Here is an 18,034-nt window from a genome sequence, read left to right as displayed (position 1 = left end):
CCTTCCGCGTGTCAAAAAAAGCCGTCACAGACGCTCCACGGCCGCCCGCACCCGCTCGTCCGTCGCGGTCAGGGCCACGCGGACGAACTTGTCGCCGGCCTCGCCGTAGAAGTCGCCGGGGGCCACCAGGATGCCCCGCTCGGCCAGGTGGTCGACGGTGGACCAGCAGGACTCGTCCCGGGTCGCCCAGAGGTAGAGGCTGGCCTCGCTGTGCTCGATGCGGAAGCCGTGGGCCAGGAGCGCCTCGCGCAGCAGGGTCCGGCGGGCCGCGTACCGCTCGCGCTGCTCACGCACGTGCGTGTCGTCGCCCAGGGCCGCCACCACCGCCGCCTGCGTCGGCGCGGACGTCATCATGCCGCCGTGCTTGCGGATCTCCAGGAGGGGCGCGAGGACCGCCGGGTCGCCCGCCAGGAAGGCCGCGCGGTAGCCCGCGAGGTTGGACCGCTTGGAGAGCGAGTGGACGGCCACGATGCCGTCGTAGGAGCCGCCGTTCACGTCCGGGTGCAGCACCGAGACGGGGTCGGCCTCCCAGCCGAGCTCCAGGTAGCACTCGTCGGAGAAGAGCAGGATGCCGTGGGAGCGGGCCCAGGCGACGATCCGCGTCAGCTCGTCCTTGGAGAGCACCTTGCCGGTCGGGTTGGACGGGGAGTTGAGCCACACGAGCTTCAGGCCCGCCGGGTCCAGCTCGGTCGGGTCGTCGTAGACCTCGTACCCGGCCCGGGCCAGGCGCGCGCCGACCTCGTACGTCGGGTACGCGAGGCGCGGGAAGGCCACCCGGTCGCCGGGGCCCAGGCCCAGCTGGGTGGGGAGCCAGGCGACGAGTTCCTTGGAGCCGACGATCGGCAGCACATGCCGGTGGGTGACCTCGCGGGCGCCCAGGCGCCGCTCGACCCACCCGGTGATCGCGTCGCGCAGCGCAGGCGTGCCCCAGACCGTCGGATAGCCCGGGGAGTCCGCCGCGTCGATCAGCGCCTTCTGGATCAGGTCGGGGACCGGGTCGACGGGGGTGCCGACGGAGAGGTCGACGATGCCGCCCGGGTGCTCGAGAGCCTTCTTCTTGTACGGCTCCAGCTTGTCCCAGGGGAAGGTGGGCAGGCGGTCGGAGACTGCGGACACGGCTGTCGCGCTCACTTTCGGGTCGTACGGCAAACGCCTCGGTCCCGTACGGCCGTGATCAGGAGCGATCAGGCCGTACGGGACCGAGGCGGCACGCCTGAGGGTGCCGGATGATCAGGCCTGCGGCGGCAGCGCGGCGATGAACGGGTGGTCCCGCTCGATCAGGCCGAGCTTGCTGGCGCCACCGGGCGAACCGAGCTCGTCGAAGAACTCGACGTTCGCCTTGTAGTAGTCCTTCCACTCATCCGGGGTGTCGTCCTCGTAGAAGATCGCCTCGACCGGGCACACCGGCTCACAGGCACCGCAGTCGACGCATTCGTCCGGGTGGATGTACAAGGACCGGGAGCCCTCGTAGATGCAGTCGACCGGGCACTCCTCGATGCAGGCCTTGTCCTTCACGTCGACACAAGGCTGCGCGATGACGTAGGTCACGCTGTCGTTCCTCCTCCATAGGGCGCTGGCGGGCCTCCTCAGGCTCCGCCGCCTCGCGCGCGGGAGCGCGGCGTCGTCGATGCCCGCCCCTAGTATCTCCGTTCTTGGGCATGATCCGAACAGGAGGGGTGAACTGACCTGTGGAAATCTCCGCCGCGGGGCGCCTCGTCGTCCGTATCTCCGCAGCTGACGTGGGGAAACGGGTATCCGTACGGTGCCTGGACGAAACCGCCGTCACGCACGAGAAGTTCACCGACACGGTGGGTGTTCTCACATCATGGGACGACGGTGTGCTGATGATCACGCGCCGGGACGGGCAGCGCGTCCGCATTCCGGAGTCCGCGCTGGTGGCGGGCAAGGTCGTCCCCGCCGCGCCGGCCCGCCGCCGGGGGCCCGCCGCCTCGTACGAGGAACTGGCCCGGATCGCCGCGCGCGGCTGGCGCCCGGTGGAGAGCGAGCGGCTCGGCGAGTGGGAACTGCGCGCCGCCTCCGGCTTCACCCGCCGCGCGAACTCGGTCCTCCCGCTCGGCGACCCGGGCCTGCCGCTCGACGAGGCCCTCACCGCCGTACGACGGTGGTACGGCGAGCGCGGGCTGCCGGCCTACATACAGACCGCGACCGGCGCCGAGGGCACCCAGGAGCTGCTGTGCGCGGAGCTGGAGACGCGCGCGTGGACGCGGGAGGTGACGGCGGAGCTGTGGACCGGGGGCCTCGCACCGGTCGCGGACCGCCCGGGTGACGGTGTGGTCCTGTCCCGGGAGGCCGACGCGGACTGGTTGGCGCGCTACCAGCGCAAGGGGGTGAGCGAGGTGGCGCTGCGCGTGCTGGGGAGCGGGCCCTCGGTGTGGTTCGCCACGGTCCTTTCGACGACCGGCGGGGCGCCGGCCGCGATCGGGCGGTGTGTCGTCGACGGCCGCTGGGCCGGGTTCGCCGCGGTCGAGGTGGATCCCGCGCTACGGCGACGGGGGCTGGCCTCGACCGTGATGGCCGCGCTGGCGCAGCGGGCGCTGGAGGAGGGCGCGTCGGCCGCGTGGCTCCAGGTCGAGTCGGACAACGCCGGGGCACGGGCCCTGTACGAGCGGCTGGGGTTCGCCGCGCACCACGCCTACCACCACTACCGCGAGCCGGATGTCTCCGGCCCGGCCCGGTAGTAGCGATCGCCGCGAAAGGGCACGAGCCAGCTATGCGTCCCCCGAATGCCCCGTACCCGCCCCCGCCCGAACGCTCCGCCGAGCTGCGCAGGCGGTTCGCCGAGGAGGCGCGGTCCGAGCGGCCGGACCTGTCCGCGCTGTGCCTGCTGGTGGGGGCGCAGGCGGACGGCACCCTCGACGAGGCCGGGATCGACGCGGCCCAGATCGAACTCGACGAGCTGGCCGGGCGGTTGCCGTTCCGGCCGGGTGGACCGCGGTCCTGGGCCGTGTCGCTGCGGGAGCTGCTCGGGGACCGGTGCGGGTTCCGCGGCTCGGCCGCGGACTATCAGCGGCTGGAGTCCTCGTTGCTGCACGAGGTGCTGCGGCGGCGCAGGGGGTTGCCGATCCTGCTGTCCGTGGTGTGGATGGAGGTGGCCCGGCGAGCGGGGGCGCCGGTGTACGGGGTGGCTCTGCCGGGGCACTTCGTGGTGGGGTTCGGGCCGCCTGAGGAACAGGTGCTGGCCGATCCGTTCGACGGGGGGCGGGTGCTGGCCGGGGCCGACGCCGAGGTGTTGGTGGCGGGGGCGACGGGGGCCTCGCTGGACCCGTCGATGTTGCGGCCGGCCGATCCGCTGGAGGTGGTGCAGCGGATTCTGAACAACGTGCGGGCGTGGGCGGCGGCGCGTCCGGAGCGGTCGGATGTGGGGCTGTGGGCCGTGGAGTTGGCGTTGCTGCTGCCCTCGCATCCGGCGCGACTGCGGTATGAGCGGGCGCAGTTGTTGGTGCAGCGGGGGGACTTCGTCGAGGGGGCCGGGGAGTTGGAGGCGTATGCGGGGGTGGTGGCTGCGGTGGATGAGGCCGCAGCGGATCGTCTGCGACAGCAGGCGCAGGCCGCGCGAGCGAGGTTGAACTAAGGCCGTCGTAGCGTCTACAGGTCCGTTGGGGCTGGTCGCGCAGTTCCCCGCGCCCCTGGGTGGGTCACAGCCAGCCCTTTTCTCTTGCGATCCGGACCGCCTCCGCCCTGTTCCGTACCGCCAGTTTCTGGATCGCCGTCGAGAGGTAGTTGCGGACCGTGCCCTGGGAGAGGTGGAGTTCCTTGGCCAGTTCGGCGTTGGTCGAGCCGTCTGCCGCTGCTCTCAGGACCTCGCGCTCGCGATCCGTCAGTGGGTTCGCGCCCTCCGCCAGGGCCGCTGCCGCCAGGGTGGGGTCGATGACCCGTTCTCCCGCCAGCACCTTGCGTACCGCTTCGGCCAGTTGGGCCGCGGGGGCGTCCTTGACCAGGAAGGCGTCGGCGCCGGACTCCATCGCGCTGCGGAGGTAGCCGGGGCGGCCGAAGGTCGTGAGGATGACCAGCTTCACCGCCGGGAGCTCCTTGTGGAGCAGGGCCGCCGCCTCGATGCCGGTGGCGCCCGGCATCTCGATGTCCATGAGGGCCACGTCGACGTCGTGGGCGCGGGCCGCCGCCAGGACCTCGTCGCCGCGGGCCACTTGGGCCACGACCTCGATGTCGTCCTCCAGGCCGAGCAGAGCGGCCAGTGCCTCGCGGACCATCGACTGGTCCTCGGCGAGCAGGACCTTGATCGTGCGGCTCGTCATGAGGCGGATCCTACGTCCGCCGCGGAACCGGCCGGCACACGGGCGACCAGTCGGAAGCCGTGCCGGGTGCCGGTGGCCTCCAGGGTGCCGCCGGCCTTCTCCAGGCGTTCGGTGAGGCCGGTGAGGCCGTTGCCGGGCCCCTGGCCGGAGCCGCCGGATCCGTCGTCCTCGACGGAGAGTTCGAGCATCGGACCGTCGAGGGTCTGGCGGCGCAGGAGTTCGACCGTGCAGCGCCGGGCCCCGCTGTGCCGTACGACATTGGTGACCGCCTCGCGCAGGGCCCAGGCGAGGGCCGCCTCGGAGTCCTCGGGGACGCCGGTGAGGTCCGGTTCGGCGGGTATCCCGGCGGTGACCCCGGCCGCCGTCAACGCGACCTGCACGCCCGCGAGTTCCGCGGCCAGGCGGGGGCGCCGGTAGCCGGTGACGGCCTCGCGGACGTCCACCAGGGCCTGGCGGCTGACCTGTTCGATGTCGGCGACCTGCTGGGCCGCCTTGTCGGGGTGGGCGGGCAGCATCCGGCCCGCCAGCTCGCTCTTCAGGGTGATGAGGGACAGGGAGTGGCCGAGCAGGTCGTGCAGGTCCCGGGCCAGGCGCAGGCGTTCCTCGTTGGCGGCGAGCTGCGCGACCCGCGCCCTGGCCTCCCGCAACTCCAGCGTTGTACGGATCAGTTCGCGCACCCCCGTCATCGCGAAGCCGCCGAGGAGCGCCGGGATGAGCAGGGCGCCGATGTAGTCGGTGCCGTCCGTGACGATCAGGGCGAGGCCCGCCATCAGGGCGGACGCGGCCGGGATCGTCAGACGGGCGAGCCGCAGCGGCAGGGCCGCGCCGGACGCGATCGCCACGTACACGAAGAGGACGAGCCACTCGCGGCCCAGGGTCAGCACCAGCAGGGTCGACTCGGCCGACAGCACCGCGAGCGAGGTGAGCACGAACTCCTGGGCGTTGCGGCGGCCGGTCCTGAACAGCAGGGCCAGGTACCAGGCGACGAAGCCCACGAGGCCGAGCCAGCCGAGGGCGACGGCCACGAGGCCGTGGCCGCCGTGCAGGAGGTCCGAGACGGGCGCGCTCAGATAGACCAGCCAGATGCCCGTCCACAGCATCTTGACCATGGTCTGCTTACGGGTCTCCGGGCGCTGCCCGATCCCCACGCCGCTGCCGCTCACGCCTTCAACGTGTCCTTCCGGTACAGCCAGGCCGCGCCACCCGCGAACAGGGCGAACGAGACGACCAGGATCGCGATGTCCTGTGCGTGCGGGGCGCGGCTCTGCTCGATGGCCTGCCCGAGGGCAGCGTACGCGTGCGTGGGCAGCCACTTGGCGATGTCCTGGAGCCACTGCGGGAAGGTCGTCGTGGGCATCCACAGGCCGCCCAGTATCGACAGGCCGAAGTAGATGATCATCGTGATCGGGCGGACCGCGTCCCCGCTGGCGAGGTAGCCGATGGCGACGCCGAGCGCGGCGAAGACCAGGCTGCCGGCCCAGATCGCGGCGGTCAGCGCGAGCCACTTCCAGGCGTCCAGGCGTACGCCCTTCACGACCGCGGCGACCAGGAACACGACCAGGATCGAGGGCAGGCTCACCACGGCCGCGCTCGCCGTCTTCGCGAACACATAGCCGCGCCCCGGCAGCGGGGTCAGCCGCAACTGCCGTACCCAGCCGCCCTCCCGCTCCTTCGCGATGCGCTCGCTGTTGCCCATCAGGACGGCGGTGAGGGCGCCGAAGGAGGCCATCGAGACCATCATGTACGTCGCGACCGTCAGGCCGCTGCCCTCGACCCGGTCGGTCATCCTGGCGTTGCCCGCGATGATCAGGAACAGCAGCGACGGGTACATCACCGAGAAGAACAGGAACTTCCGGTTGCGCAGGGCGCGGGTGAGTTCCAGCTTGATCAGGCTGCTCACGACTGCTTGGCCTCCTCGGCTGCGGTGATGGCGACGAAGGCCTGCTCCAGGCCGAGCCCGGCGACTTCGAGGTTGCGGGGGTAGAGGCCGAGGCCGTAGAGGGCGTGGACGGTCGCGTCGGCGTCGGTGGACTGGATGCGGACGGTCTGGCCGGAGATGTCGACCGAGGTGAGGAACGGGAGGTTCCGCAGCGGGACCTCGTCGATCGTGCCCTCCAGGTCGAAGGAGACCCTCCTGGCGCCCGCCTTCGCCTTGATCTCGGCCGCGGTGCCGTCGGCCAGCAGGCGTCCCCGGTGCAGCACCAGCACCCGGTCGGCGATCGCGTCCGCCTCCTCCAGGTAGTGGGTGGCGAAGAGGACCGTGCGGCCCTGGTCGGCCTGTTCGCGCATGGTGGCCCAGAAGGCCTGGCGGGTGGTGACGTCCATGCCGGTCGTCGGCTCGTCCAGGACGATCAGGTCGCTGTCGCCGGCGGTCGCGAGGGCGAAGCGGACGCGCTGGGCCTGGCCGCCGGAGAGCTTGTTCACCTTGCGGTCGGCGATCTGGGAGATCCCGGCGCGGGCGAGGACGTCGTACGGCCGGTACGGCTTCGGGTGCAGGGCACAGGCGAGCCGGACCAGTTCCGCGACCGTGACCTCGTCCATCAGCCCGCCGCTCTGCAGCATGGCGCCCACGCGACCGGCGACGATCGCCTCACGCGGGGTGGTGCCGAAGAGACGGACGCTGCCGCTGTCGGGCTGCTTGAGGCCGAGCAGCAGATCGAGGGTGGTCGACTTGCCGGCGCCGTTGGGCCCCAGCAGCGCCACGGTCTCCCCCGGCCGCAGGGTCAGGGACAGTCCGTCCACGGCCCGTACCTCGCCGTATGCCTTGCTCACCTGGTCGAACGCGACCACCGGGGCTGTCGTTGTCATACGGCCATGGTGGCCTCGGGGGTACGGCGGCGGGCAGTGCCGGCCGTCCGGAGTGCCGCATGACAGATGTCATGTCGGGCGGCACTCCGGTGCGTTACGCGTGGTCAGCTGGGGTTCGTGTCGATGACGACGATGCGGTCCGCCGCCGTCTTGCCGCGCAGTGCCTTGCCGAGCGCGGACGCGACATCCTGCGGCAGGACGTCACGCTTGCCGCTCGCGCCATTGATCTGCACGCCGTCGAAGGTGGTGCCGTACGCCTCCTTGAGCGCTTCGAGGTTGTACGTCTCCACGAGCTTGCCGCCGACCGCCTTGAACCCGAGGATCTTCGGCAGGGACAACGAGCCGAAGTCGATGCTGTGTGCCGCGTCGGTCTTGATCGTGACGCGCTCGGACATCGCGGGCTCCGCGAACTCCTTCATCATCCGGTCGACCTCGGCGTTGGAGACCGACGGCTGCTTGGTGGTCGTCGGGAGCGTGACCGCGCCGGCGGTGCCGGTCTCGACCTGGGTGCGGTACGCCTCCTCGACCGCGGTGGTCGACCTGGCGACGTCGATGCCCTTGCCGGCCTTGCCGTAGACGGCGACGGCCTTGCCGTTCTTGAACTTGATGGTGCCGTCGGTGGCCGAGCCGGCGCCGCCCGAGGCCTGCTCCAGGGCCGCCTGGAGCTTCTCCTCGTCGACCGGCATGACCGGGTCGACGACCCGGTGGTTGCCGAACAGGGAGCCGATCACGGAGATCGGGTTGTAGTCGCTCTTCGCGGCCGCGGCGACCGTGGCCTGGTCGTCGAGCTGGAGACCCGCCTGGTCCGGCTTCAAGGAGACGGTGTCGCCGCCGACCGACAGCTTCAGGGCCTCGTCGACCCGGCCGCCGAAGGCGTCGTCGAGCTTCTTGACCGCGTCGTCGCGGGTGCCGCCGCCGATGTCGACGCCGAGCACGGTGGTGCCCTTGGGGACGTCGGAGCGGTTCATCAGCAGGCCGGCTCCATAGGCGCCGACGCCGAGGAGGACAACGGTGCCGCCGACCATGGCCAGCTTGCTGCGGCCCTTCTTTTTCTTCTTCTTCGACGAGCCCGCCGAGGTGCCCTGCGAGGCGGAGTCGGGCGCCTTCGGGGCGGTGCGCGCGTCGGCGCCCGGTCCCTGGGTGCCCGGGGGCACGACCGGGATGCCGCTGGTGACGGTGTGCCCGGAGACGTTGTCCGGGGCGCCGTAGCCGGGGGTGCCCGGTTCGGGGGCCGGCTTCTGCGGGGTGAGGATCGCGGTGTCGTCGCTCAGACCACCACCGGGGCCGAGACCGGCGCCGGGGGCTGCGCCGAGGCCGGGGCCTGCGCCGAGGGCCGCGCCGGGGGCGCCGCCGAGCGTGGGGGTGCCGCCGAGCGTGGGGGTGCCGCCGGGGCCACCGGGGCGGCCGGGAGTGCCTGGGCCGCCCGGGCCGGGGCGGCCGCCGAGGGGGGCGGGGCCGCCGACGCCGTTGGGGCCGCCGACGCCATTGGGGGTGCCGGGGCCCGCGGGGCCGCGGGAGCCGCCGGGACCGCGCTGACCGTTGGGCGCGCCCTGACCGCCGGGGCCGCCCTGACCGCCCTGGCCCGCCTGGGCGGCGAAGCCGTCGGGACCGGTGAAGGACTCGCCGCCGAAGGGCTCGGCCCTGGCGAAGGGGTCCGGTCCCGCGGGCGGCACGACCGGGCCGTCACCGGTGACCGGGCCGCCGGTCGGGCCCGCGGGGCCCTGGGATCCGCCGAAGCCGCCGCCGTAGTCGATCTGGCCGCCTTGGCCGCCCTGGCCGCCGTAGTCGATCCCGCCGTTCTGCCCGCCGGGGCCACCGGAGCCGCCCTGGGTGCCGAAGCCGCCCTGGCCGTTCGGGCCGCCGGGACCGCTCTGGCCGCCGAAGCCGCCTTGCCCGTTCAGGGCGTCCTGACCGGCCTGGCCGCCGAAGCCGCCCTGGCCGTTCTCACCGTTCGGCCCGGCGGCGCCGTTGCCGTTCTCCGTAAAGTACGGGAGGTCGTCGCGGCGGGGTTCCTGGCCACGCTGGCCGGGGCCGAGCGGGCCGGCGTTGAGGGCCTCGGTGACGTCGAAGGAGCCGGTGCCGCCGCCGTGGCCGGGAGCCACCGGGCCGCCGGTCGCGCCGGGAAGCCCCGCGCCGTTCGTACCGCCCGAGCGGGATCCGCTCGGCACGCTCATGGAACCGACCACGCCACCGGGACGGCCACCGGGCCGCGCTCCGCCCGACGCGGCCGCGCCCGAGCCGGCGTGACGGGGGCCGGACGCACCGGCACCACCCGCGCCACCCGGCGCACCGGAACCCGGCGCCGCAGCGGGCGCACCTGCCGCACCCGGCGCACCGGACGCACCCGCGCCCGAACCACCCGGCAGACCGGCCCCGTTGGTCGCGCCGCCGCCCGGAGCGCCCTTCGCGGGACCGGACTTGCGGGGCGCGAACCAGTCGCTCGCCTTCTCCTCGGCGGGCGGGGCGGGTTCGGCGGGCAGCTCGAAGGTGCCCGTGGTCGAGGAGGAACTCGGCGCCGACGCCTCGGGGTCCGCGCCCTTGTCGGCGGAGCTGTCCGTCTCACCGACGGGCTGGCGCACGACGACCGGCGGAATGGGCCGCGACCCCGGGATGTTGATCCGGATCCGGGTCGTCAGCGTGGTCTCGGTCTTGCGCTCCTCCGGCTGCGCGCCCGAACGGCCCGCGTCCGGACCGCCGTCGGACACCTGGGGCGTCCCGTACGGCGGCGTACCCGAGGGGTAGGCGGCTCCGCCGCGCCCGTTGGGCCCGGAGGACGGACTGTCAGTTTCACGACTCAAGGCAGGTTCTCCTGGTTGGCTCCGCCGCCCGTTTCGACCTCACTGCTTCGGGCGTCGGCGGCGCGCACCACCATACTGGCCACTTCTGGCCCGTATCCCACGACCGCCGGGGAAACCCACACGGGACTCGCACGCACGCGATGCGGAGAAGTGGTACGTCACTTGCCAAGTCGGACGGCGTCGCCGCCCGGTTGCCGCCCCACCCCAAGGGTGGCGCAGATCACAGCAACTGCCATACCGCCGAGCAGGAAGAGATAGGAGCCGCTTCCCGCGGCGAAGACGAAGTCGCCTTCCGGACGGCTGGCGGTGAGGAAGATGACGGCGACCATCCAGCCGCCGGCGGGCGCCACGGCCCCGGCCCGGCTGTCGGCGGCGCGCGCCCCGCCGAGCAGCAGTCCGGCCTCGCCGAGCAGCGCGAGCAGCAGTCCGCCCGGGAACCAGCCGCCCTGCACCAGCGATCCGGCGAGCCCGACGAGCGCGCCGAGCACGAAGAGCCCGAGGTAGGCGGCGGCCCGGCCGGCGGACGGGCGCTGGAGCGGCTGGGCCAGCATCGACGTACGGTCGCTCATGACGCGCCCTCGATCCCGGAGAACAGGTCGCTCTCCCTTGTCCCGCCGTGTTCCCCTCTTACCAATTCGTAGTACTCGGTGGTGAAGAGAGGTTGCGCGAGTTCGTTGGAGAGGGCGAAGTACGACCCCGACACCTCGATCTGGGTCGCGTGCGCGGCCATCGCGGCGCTCTTGGCGGCGGCGTACGCGGTGCCGTCGATCTCCGTGGTGATCCGCTCGTCGTCCACCACACCCGGTACGTCGTCCAGGACGGCGGACTTGGTGAAGGGGAGGCCGGGCAGGTCGGCGTGGAGCTGGGCGAAGGCCCGCTCACCGATCGCGCGCGGGACGCGGTTCCAGTAGACCTTGGCGATCTGCCATCCGGCGTCGGCGGCGAGCTCGACGGCGCGCATGGCGACGCGGTGGGCCTGGATGTGGTCGGGGTGGCCGTACCCGCCATGGTCGTCGTAGGTGACGAGGACCTGGGGGCGGACCTCCAGGATCACCTCGACCAGAAGGGCGGCGGCCTCGTCGACGTCCGCCTGCCAGAAGCTGGCGGGGTCGTCGTTGTCCGGGAGGCCCATCATCCCGGAGTCCTGGTAGCGGCCGGCGCCCCCGAGCAGGCGGAAGTCCGTGACGCCGAGCTCCCGCTGGGCCGCGGTGAGCTCGCCCCACCGGTGCTCGCCGAGGGCGGCGCCGGTCAGGTGCCGCAGCCCGGGCGGGATGACCTCGCCGAGCTCGCCGAGGGTGCAGGTGACCAGGGTCACCCGGGCGCCCTCGGCCGCGTACCTGGCCATGGTCGCGCCGTTGTTGATCGACTCGTCGTCCGGGTGCGCGTGCACCAGGAGAAGACGCCGAGCGGGCTGTTCCGTCATGGCCCCAGCCTACGAGGGGCCACCGACAGTCCCGCGCAGCCGGGTCGTCGTGGACGGGTCAGAACTTGATACTGCCGATCATGCCCGCGATGTTCGTCGTCAGCTCGCTGATCGTCGGGGCGATCGAGGAAGCCGCGAGATAGAAGCCGAGCAGGATGCACACGACCGCGTGCCCGCCCTTCAGACCCGACTTCTTGATCAGCAGGAAGACGATGATCGCCAGCAGCACCACCGCCGAAATCGAGAGTGCCACGGCGGCTCACCTCCAAAGAACCCAGGGACGTGGGGGGTCGGACGGGAACGGAACTATGGGGGCAGATAAATCCATACAGCAGCCAGCGGATTCATACCCACTATGCGGTAGTGATCATAACTATCCGTGCCTGCGCATCGGTCGGCGCACGGCCGCACAAGGGGGCGCATGGCCAATATGGTCGGGGCATGACGACCGAGCCTGACTCCTTTCCCCGCCGGCACGCCCGTACCCAGCGCTTCACGCTCGGCGCGCCGCGCGCGTTCACCGTGGCGCCCGACGGGTCGCGTGTCGTGTTCCTGCGCTCGAACTCCGGTACCGACAAGGCCAATTCACTGTGGGTGCTCGACACCGCGGACGGCGGGGAGCGCGTGGCCGCCGACCCGCGCGCCCTCCTGGGCGGCGCCGAGGAGCGCCTGTCGCCCGAGGAGCGGGCGCGCCGCGAGCGCAGCCGCGAGGGCGGGGCGGGCATCGTCGGCCACGCCACCGACGCGGCCGTCGAGTTGGCCTCTTTCGCCTTGTCAGGGCGGCTTTTCACGGCGGAGCTGCGGGCCGGAACGGCTCGTGAACTGCCCGTGCCCGGACCGGTGATCGACCCCCGTCCGGCGCCGGACGGACGGCACATCGCGTACGTCACCCGTGGCGCCCTGCGGGTGGTGGGCGCCGAGGGCGAGCAGGACCGGGTGCTCGCCGGTCCGGAGTCGGATCAAGTCACCTACGGTCTGGCGGAGTTCGTCGCGGCCGAGGAGATGGGCCGCACGCGGGGCTTCTGGTGGTCCCCGGAGTCGGACCGGCTGCTGGTCGCGCGGGTGGACGACACGCCGGTGCGGCGCTGGTGGATCTCCGATCCGGCCCACCCCGAGCGTGATCCACAACACGTCCCGTACCCGGCGGCGGGCACCCCCAACGCGGACGTACGGCTGTTCGTGATCGCCCTGGACGGGACCCGCACGGAGGTCTCCTGGGACCGGAAGCGGTATCCGTATCTGGCCCATGTGCACTGGTCAGCGGCGGGTGCCCCGCTGCTGCTCGTCCAGGCGCGCGACCAGCGCAGTCAGCTGTATCTCGCGGTGGACCCGGAGTCCGGTGCGACCCGGTTGGTGCACGCGGACGAAGATCCGATTTGGCTTGATCTTTTCCCTGGAGTGCCCTGCTGGAGCCCTTCGGGGCAGCTGGTGCGGATCGCCGACGAGGGCGGCGCACGGGTCCTCGCGGTCGGCGAACGCCCGCTGACCGGGCCGCAGTTGCACGTCCGCGCGGTGCTGGACGTCACCGCGGACGACGTGCTGGTCTCGGCGTCGGCCGGTACGGCCGCCGAGTCACCGGAGACCGGCGAGGTGCACGTCTATCGGGTGAACGAGCTCGGAGTGGAGCGCGTGTCGCAGGAGCCCGGCGTGCATTCGGCGGTGCGCGCCGGGGGCGTGACCGTGCTGGTGTCGGCGACGCTCGACCGGCCGGGCGCCCGCGCGCGGGTCCTTCGCGACGGCAAGGAGACGGCGACTGTCACGTCGTACGCAGAAGATCCCGGTTTGACCCCGCGCGTGACGCTCACCGAGGGGGGCGCACGAAAGATCCCGTGCGCCGTGCTTATGCCGCAGGACTACGCCGGTGACAGCCCCCTTCCGGTTTTGCTGGACCCGTACGGGGGTCCGCACGGTCAGCGGGTGGTCTCCGCGCGCAACGCGTACCTCACCTCGCAGTGGTTCGCCGACCAGGGTTTCGCGGTCGTGGTGGCCGACGGCCGGGGCACCCCGGGCCGCTCCCCCGCCTGGGAGAAGGCGGTCCGGGACGACCTCGCGGCGGTGGTCCTCCAGGACCAGGTCGACGCGCTCCAGGCGCTCGCCGGGGAGTTCCCGCTGGACCTGGACCGGGTGGCGATCCGGGGCTGGTCCTTCGGCGGCTATCTGGCGGCCCTCGCGGCACTGCGGCGCCCGGACGTCTTCCACGCGGCCGTGGTCGGCGCCCCGGTCACCGACCTGCGCCTGTACGACACCCACTACCAGGAGCGCTACCTCGGCCTCCCGGACGAGCAGCCGGAGGTTTACCGGCGCAACTCCCTGGTCGACGACGAGGGTCTGGTCGACGCGGCCGAGCCACACCGCCCGATGATGATCATCCACGGACTCGCGGACGACAACGTCGTCGTCGCCCACTCCCTGCGCCTGTCCTCGGCCCTCCTGGCCGCCGGCCGCCCGCACGAGGTACTGCCCCTGTCCGGGGTGACCCACATGACCCCACAGGAGGCAGTCGCCGAGAACCTGCTGCTGCTTCAGCTGGAGTTCCTGAAGCGGTCGTTGGGTCTGGCCTAGGCACGGCAACGGGCCGGAGCGACATGGCGCGCTCCGGCCCGTTTACGGCACCCGCACGGCCGTACGCTCTAGAGACTGACGCGTCCGTATATCGGAACCGGGTCAGCCAAGTTGCCGCCGTGTTACTCCGCTTCCTCGGCCGGTACGACTTGCTTCTCTTCCGCGAAGTGGCAGGCCGAGTCATGGGCGGCCGGACCGCTCGTGTGCCGGAACTCCGCGGGGACCGCCAGCGCCGGCACCTCCAGGGCGCAGCGCTCCTGGGCCTTCCAGCAACGGGTGCGGAAGCGGCACCCGGAGGGGATGTTCGTCGGGGACGGGACATCGCCCGCCAGGATGATCCGCTCCCGGTGTTCCCGGGCCTCGGGATCGGGCACCGGCACGGCGGACAACAGCGCCTGTGTGTAAGGGTGCGTGGGATGGTCGTAGATCTCGGCGTCCCTGCCGATCTCCACGATCCGCCCGAGGTACATCACCCCGACCCGGTCCGAGATGTGCCGAACGATCGACAGGTCGTGCGCGATGAAGAGGTACGACAGCTCGAAGTCGCTCTGGAGCCGGTCGAGGAGGTTGACGACCTGGGCCTGGACGGAGACGTCGAGGGCGGAGACCGGTTCGTCGGCGACGATGACCTCCGGGCGCAGGGCCAACCCGCGTGCGATGCCGATGCGTTGGCGCTGGCCGCCGGAGAACTGGTGCGGATAGCGGTTGATGTACTCGGGGTTGAGGCCGACGACGTCCAGCAGGTCCTGGACCTTCCTGCGGCGGTCGCCCTTGGGGGCCACCTCGGGGTGGATGTCGTACGGCTCCCCGATGATGTCGCCGACCGTCATACGGGGGTTGAGCGAGGTGTAGGGGTCCTGGAAGACCATCTGGATATTGCGGCGGACCGACTTGAGGGCCTTGCCGGACAGCTTGGTGATGTCCTCGCCCTTGTACTTGATCAACCCTTGCGTTGGCCGCTCAAGATTGACCAGCATCTTGGCGACGGTCGACTTGCCGCAGCCGGACTCCCCGACGATGCCTAGGGTCTCGCCCCTGTTGAGCGTGAAGTCCACACCATCGACCGCCTTGACGGCACCGATCTGTCTCTTGAACAGGATGCCCTGGGTCAACGGGTAGTGCTTGACCAGTCCACCCACTTCCAGGATCGGCTCAACCATGGAGGCACTCCGTCCAGAAGTGGCAGGCACTCGTCCGTCTGCCGTCCATGCCGTCGACTCCGTCAATACCGTCCACTTCGTACAGGGGCGGTACATCCGTCCGGCACACGTCCCGGGCCATCGGGCAGCGTGGGTTGAACGCGCAACCCGGAGGGATGTTCATCAAGTTGGGCGGCAAGCCCTTGATCGCGTAGAGCTCCTGGCCCTTCTGGTCGAGACGGGGGATGGAGTCCAGGAGTCCGCGCGTGTAGGGGTGGGCGGGCGCCTTGTAGATGTCGTGGACGGGCGCCTGCTCGACGATCCGGCCCGCGTACATGACGGCAATCCGGTCGGCGACGTCCGCGACGACGCCGAGGTCGTGGGTGATGAGGATGAGGCCCATGTTGTACTCGCGCTGGAGCTCGGCGAGCAGGTCCATCACCTGGGCCTGGACGGTGACGTCGAGGGCGGTGGTCGGTTCGTCGGCGATGATCAGGGCGGGCTCCAGGGCGAGGGCCATCGCGATCATGATGCGCTGGCGCATGCCGCCGGAGAACTGGTGGGGGTAGTCCTTGACGCGCTCCTTGGCCGCGGGGATCCGCACGTGGTCCATCAGCTCGACGGCCTTCGCCCGGGCGTCCTTCTTCGACATGCCCCGGTGCACGACGAACATCTCGCCGAGCTGGTCGCCGACGGAGAGCACGGGGTTCAGGGAGGACAGGGCGTCCTGGAAGATCATCGCCATCTCGGCGCCCCGGATCCTGCGCCGCTCGTCCTCCTTGAGCGTGAGCAGGTCCTTGCCCTGGAAGACGATCTCGCCCCCGGTGACCTTTCCGGGTGGCATGTCGAGGATCCCCATGATGGCCTGCGCGGTCACCGACTTCCCCGACCCGGACTCCCCCAGCACCGCGAGGGTCTCCCCGGCGTCCACGGCGTAGTCGACCCCGTTGACGGCCTTGGCAACCCCGTCCCTGGTCCTGAACTCCACATGCAGATCACGCACTTCGAGCAGCACGGTGACTCACCTCGGCTTCGGCGGGGGTGCGGCACGACCCCGCGGGGTGGAGGAACGGACGGTGGAGCGGGAGAGATGCGGTGCGGTACGACCTCTCCCCCGCTCCCCTCACCACGCCCCCTCACCTCAGCTTCGGGTCGAGGGCGTCGCGGACCGCGTCGCCGAGCATGATGAAGGCGAGGACGGTGATCGCGAGGGCGCCCGCCGGCCACAGGAGCATGTGCGGGGCGTTGCGGATGTAGGCGGAGGCGGCGGAGATGTCGATGCCCCAGCTGACCGTGGGGGGCTTGAGGCCCACGCCCAGGTAGGAGAGCGTGGCCTCCAGCGAGATGTACGTGCCCAGCGCGATGGTCGCGACGACGATCACCGGGGCCACCGCGTTCGGGGTGATGTGCCGCAGCAGGAGCCGGGAGTTGGAGGCGCCCAGCGCTCTGGCCGCCTGGACGTAGTCGTTCTGCTTGGCGGTGATGACCGAGCCGCGGGCGATGCGGGAGATCTGCGGCCAGCCCAGCAGCACCATGAAGCCGATCACCGGCCACACCGTGCTGCTGGTGACCACGGACAGCAGGACCAGACCGCCGAGGACCACCGGGATCGCGAAGAAGATGTCGGTGAGGCGGGACAGGATCGAGTCCCAGAAGCCCCCGAAGAAGCCCGCGAGGCCGCCGAGAATCGAGCCGAGCACGGCCACCCCCAGCGTGGCGCAGACGCCGACCGTGACCGACGTACGGGCCCCGTACACCGTGCGCGTGTAGACGTCGCAGCCCTGGCCGTCGTAGCCGAAGGGATGGCCCGGCTGGGAGCCCTCCTGGGCCTTGGAGAGGTCGCACTTGAGGGGGTTGCCCGAGGCGATCAGCGACGGCCACAGGGAGATGACGACCAGGAAGAGGATCACCAGGCCGGAGATGATGAAGACGGGGTTGCGGCGCAGGTCGCGCCAGGCGTCGGACCACAGGGAGCGGGGCTTGCCCGAAGGGCCCGAGCCGTCCGGACGGCCCCCCTCCAGCGTGGTCGCCTCGCTCACCGCGAGGTCCATCGCGCCGCCCATGCCGGTACCGGCGATCGCTCCCTCTGGCTGCTGGGGCTCAGGCATAGCGGATCCTGGGGTCGAGGACGGCGTACAGCAGGTCGACGAGCAGGTTGGCCACCAGGAACACCAGGACGAGGACCGTCACGAAGCCGACCACGGTCTGGGTGTTCTGGCGCAGGATGCCCTGGTAGAGCTGGTAGCCGACGCCGTGGATGTTGAAGATGCGCTCGGTGACGATCGCGCCGCCCATCAGGGCACCGATGTCGGTGCCGATGAAGGTGACCACGGGGATGAGCGAGTTGCGCAGCAGGTGCCGTACGACGACGCGCTGCCTGGGCAGGCCCTTCGCCACCGCCGTGCGAACGTAGTCGGAGCGCCTGTTCTCGGCGATGGAGGTGCGGGTCAGACGGGTCACGTACGCCAGCGACACGGACGCGAGGACGAGGCCGGGCACGATCAGCTCGCCGAAGGTGGCGTCGGTGGACACCGACGGTTTGATCCAGCCCCATTCGACGCCGAGCAGCAGCTGGAGCAGCAGGCCGGTGACGAAGGTGGGGATGGAGATCACGACGAGGGTGAGCAGGAGGACCGAGGTGTCGACCGGCCGCCCGCGCTTGAGGCCGGTGATCACGCCGAGGGTGATGCCGATGACGATCTCGAAGAGGATCGCGACGATCGTCAGCCGGATGGTGACGGGGAACGCCGTAGCCATGAGCTCGGTGACCTTCTGGCCGTTGAACGCGGTGCCGAAGTCGCCGGTGAAGACGTTGCCCATGTAGGTCAGGTATTGCTGCCAGACCGGCTTGTCGAGGCCGAACTCCTTCTTGAGCTGGGCGGCCGTCGCCGCGTCGCACTGCTTGTCGCCGCACAGTCCCGCGATGGGGTCGCCCATCACGTTCACCATGAGGAAGATCAGCAGGGTCGACCCGATGAACACCGGGATCATCTGGAGCAGACGCCGGACGACGTACCGTCCCATGGCGGG

Annotated in this window: 17 protein-coding genes; 3 read left to right on the top strand and 14 right to left on the bottom strand. The window is 71.4% G+C overall.

Translation table 11 applies throughout. The features are described 5' to 3' along the window. Positions 1-24: 24 nt before the first annotated feature. Positions 25-1,116: a bifunctional succinyldiaminopimelate transaminase/glutamate-prephenate aminotransferase gene (locus ACFULQ_RS29260; RefSeq protein ID WP_383549465.1), complete on the bottom strand. Its 1,092-nt coding sequence runs from the start codon at positions 1,114-1,116 to the stop codon at positions 25-27. A gap of 114 nt (positions 1,117-1,230) precedes the next feature. Beyond that, a complete protein-coding gene (fdxA, locus tag ACFULQ_RS29255) occupies positions 1,231-1,548 on the bottom strand; it encodes a ferredoxin (RefSeq protein WP_007384503.1) in 318 nt (105 codons plus the stop codon). Positions 1,549-1,688: 140 nt separating this feature from the next. On the opposite strand from fdxA, the gene ACFULQ_RS29250 reads away from it, so the two are divergent. Further along, complete coding sequence (locus ACFULQ_RS29250; protein WP_383549462.1) at positions 1,689-2,699, top strand: GNAT family N-acetyltransferase; 1,011 nt, start codon at positions 1,689-1,691, stop codon at positions 2,697-2,699. Between the two features lie 32 nt (positions 2,700-2,731). Then, positions 2,732-3,592 carry a transglutaminase-like domain-containing protein gene (locus tag ACFULQ_RS29245; RefSeq protein WP_383549459.1) on the top strand — a complete coding sequence of 287 codons (861 nt, stop codon included), beginning with the start codon at positions 2,732-2,734 and terminating at the stop codon, positions 3,590-3,592. Between the two features lie 64 nt (positions 3,593-3,656). Here ACFULQ_RS29245 and ACFULQ_RS29240 read toward each other — a convergent pair whose 3' ends face one another. The 8 genes from ACFULQ_RS29240 to ACFULQ_RS29205 all read right to left on the bottom strand — a co-directional run bounded on the left by ACFULQ_RS29240 (position 3,657) and on the right by ACFULQ_RS29205 (position 11,556). Further along, entirely contained in the window at positions 3,657-4,274 is a 618-nt protein-coding gene (locus ACFULQ_RS29240; protein WP_383549456.1) for a response regulator, read from the bottom strand. Then, positions 4,271-5,437, bottom strand: coding sequence for a sensor histidine kinase (locus tag ACFULQ_RS29235; RefSeq protein ID WP_383549453.1), 1,167 nt, complete (start codon positions 5,435-5,437; stop codon positions 4,271-4,273). Before ACFULQ_RS29235 ends, ACFULQ_RS29240 begins: the two co-directional genes overlap by 4 nt. Then, positions 5,434-6,174, bottom strand: coding sequence for an ABC transporter permease (locus ACFULQ_RS29230; protein WP_383549450.1), 741 nt, complete (start codon positions 6,172-6,174; stop codon positions 5,434-5,436). Before ACFULQ_RS29230 ends, ACFULQ_RS29235 begins: the two co-directional genes overlap by 4 nt. Then, complete coding sequence (locus tag ACFULQ_RS29225) at positions 6,171-7,082, bottom strand: ABC transporter ATP-binding protein (protein ID WP_383549447.1); 912 nt, start codon at positions 7,080-7,082, stop codon at positions 6,171-6,173. Before ACFULQ_RS29225 ends, ACFULQ_RS29230 begins: the two co-directional genes overlap by 4 nt. Before the next feature lie 104 nt (positions 7,083-7,186). After that, the gene (locus ACFULQ_RS29220; RefSeq protein ID WP_383549444.1) at positions 7,187-9,880 is read right to left on the bottom strand and encodes a hypothetical protein; all 2,694 of its coding nucleotides are present in this window, start codon (positions 9,878-9,880) and stop codon (positions 7,187-7,189) included. Positions 9,881-10,038: 158 nt separating this feature from the next. Next, complete coding sequence (locus tag ACFULQ_RS29215; protein ID WP_383549441.1) at positions 10,039-10,449, bottom strand: DUF6113 family protein; 411 nt, start codon at positions 10,447-10,449, stop codon at positions 10,039-10,041. Next, positions 10,446-11,303, bottom strand: a complete 858-nt coding sequence (gene mshB, locus ACFULQ_RS29210; RefSeq protein WP_383549438.1) for an N-acetyl-1-D-myo-inositol-2-amino-2-deoxy-alpha-D-glucopyranoside deacetylase — start codon at positions 11,301-11,303, stop codon at positions 10,446-10,448. Before mshB ends, ACFULQ_RS29215 begins: the two co-directional genes overlap by 4 nt. A gap of 58 nt (positions 11,304-11,361) precedes the next feature. Then, positions 11,362-11,556 (bottom strand): hypothetical protein, encoded by a 195-nt coding sequence (locus ACFULQ_RS29205; RefSeq protein WP_031041890.1) that lies wholly within the window; start codon positions 11,554-11,556, stop codon positions 11,362-11,364. A 188-nt stretch (positions 11,557-11,744) separates the two neighbouring features. On the opposite strand from ACFULQ_RS29205, the gene ACFULQ_RS29200 reads away from it, so the two are divergent. After that, positions 11,745-13,865, top strand: a complete 2,121-nt coding sequence (locus ACFULQ_RS29200; protein WP_383549435.1) for a prolyl oligopeptidase family serine peptidase — start codon at positions 11,745-11,747, stop codon at positions 13,863-13,865. A 122-nt stretch (positions 13,866-13,987) separates the two neighbouring features. Here the strand turns inward: ACFULQ_RS29200 and ACFULQ_RS29195 are convergent, their stop codons facing one another. From ACFULQ_RS29195 to ACFULQ_RS29180, 4 genes are all read right to left on the bottom strand, one after another. Next, the gene (locus ACFULQ_RS29195; RefSeq protein WP_383549432.1) at positions 13,988-15,025 is read right to left on the bottom strand and encodes an ABC transporter ATP-binding protein; all 1,038 of its coding nucleotides are present in this window, start codon (positions 15,023-15,025) and stop codon (positions 13,988-13,990) included. After that, a complete protein-coding gene (locus ACFULQ_RS29190) occupies positions 15,018-16,019 on the bottom strand; it encodes an ABC transporter ATP-binding protein (protein ID WP_383549430.1) in 1,002 nt (333 codons plus the stop codon). Before ACFULQ_RS29190 ends, ACFULQ_RS29195 begins: the two co-directional genes overlap by 8 nt. A gap of 121 nt (positions 16,020-16,140) precedes the next feature. Beyond that, a complete protein-coding gene (locus ACFULQ_RS29185; protein ID WP_383549428.1) occupies positions 16,141-17,112 on the bottom strand; it encodes an ABC transporter permease in 972 nt (323 codons plus the stop codon). Further along, positions 17,105-18,028, bottom strand: a complete 924-nt coding sequence (locus ACFULQ_RS29180) for an ABC transporter permease (RefSeq protein WP_383549425.1) — start codon at positions 18,026-18,028, stop codon at positions 17,105-17,107. Before ACFULQ_RS29180 ends, ACFULQ_RS29185 begins: the two co-directional genes overlap by 8 nt. Positions 18,029-18,034 lie beyond the last annotated feature (6 nt).

Source organism: Streptomyces sp. NPDC057253, assembly GCF_042669125.1.
Classification (GTDB): Bacteria; Actinomycetota; Actinomycetes; order Streptomycetales; family Streptomycetaceae; genus Streptomyces.
This window is presented reverse-complemented; position numbering and strand designations above follow the sequence as displayed.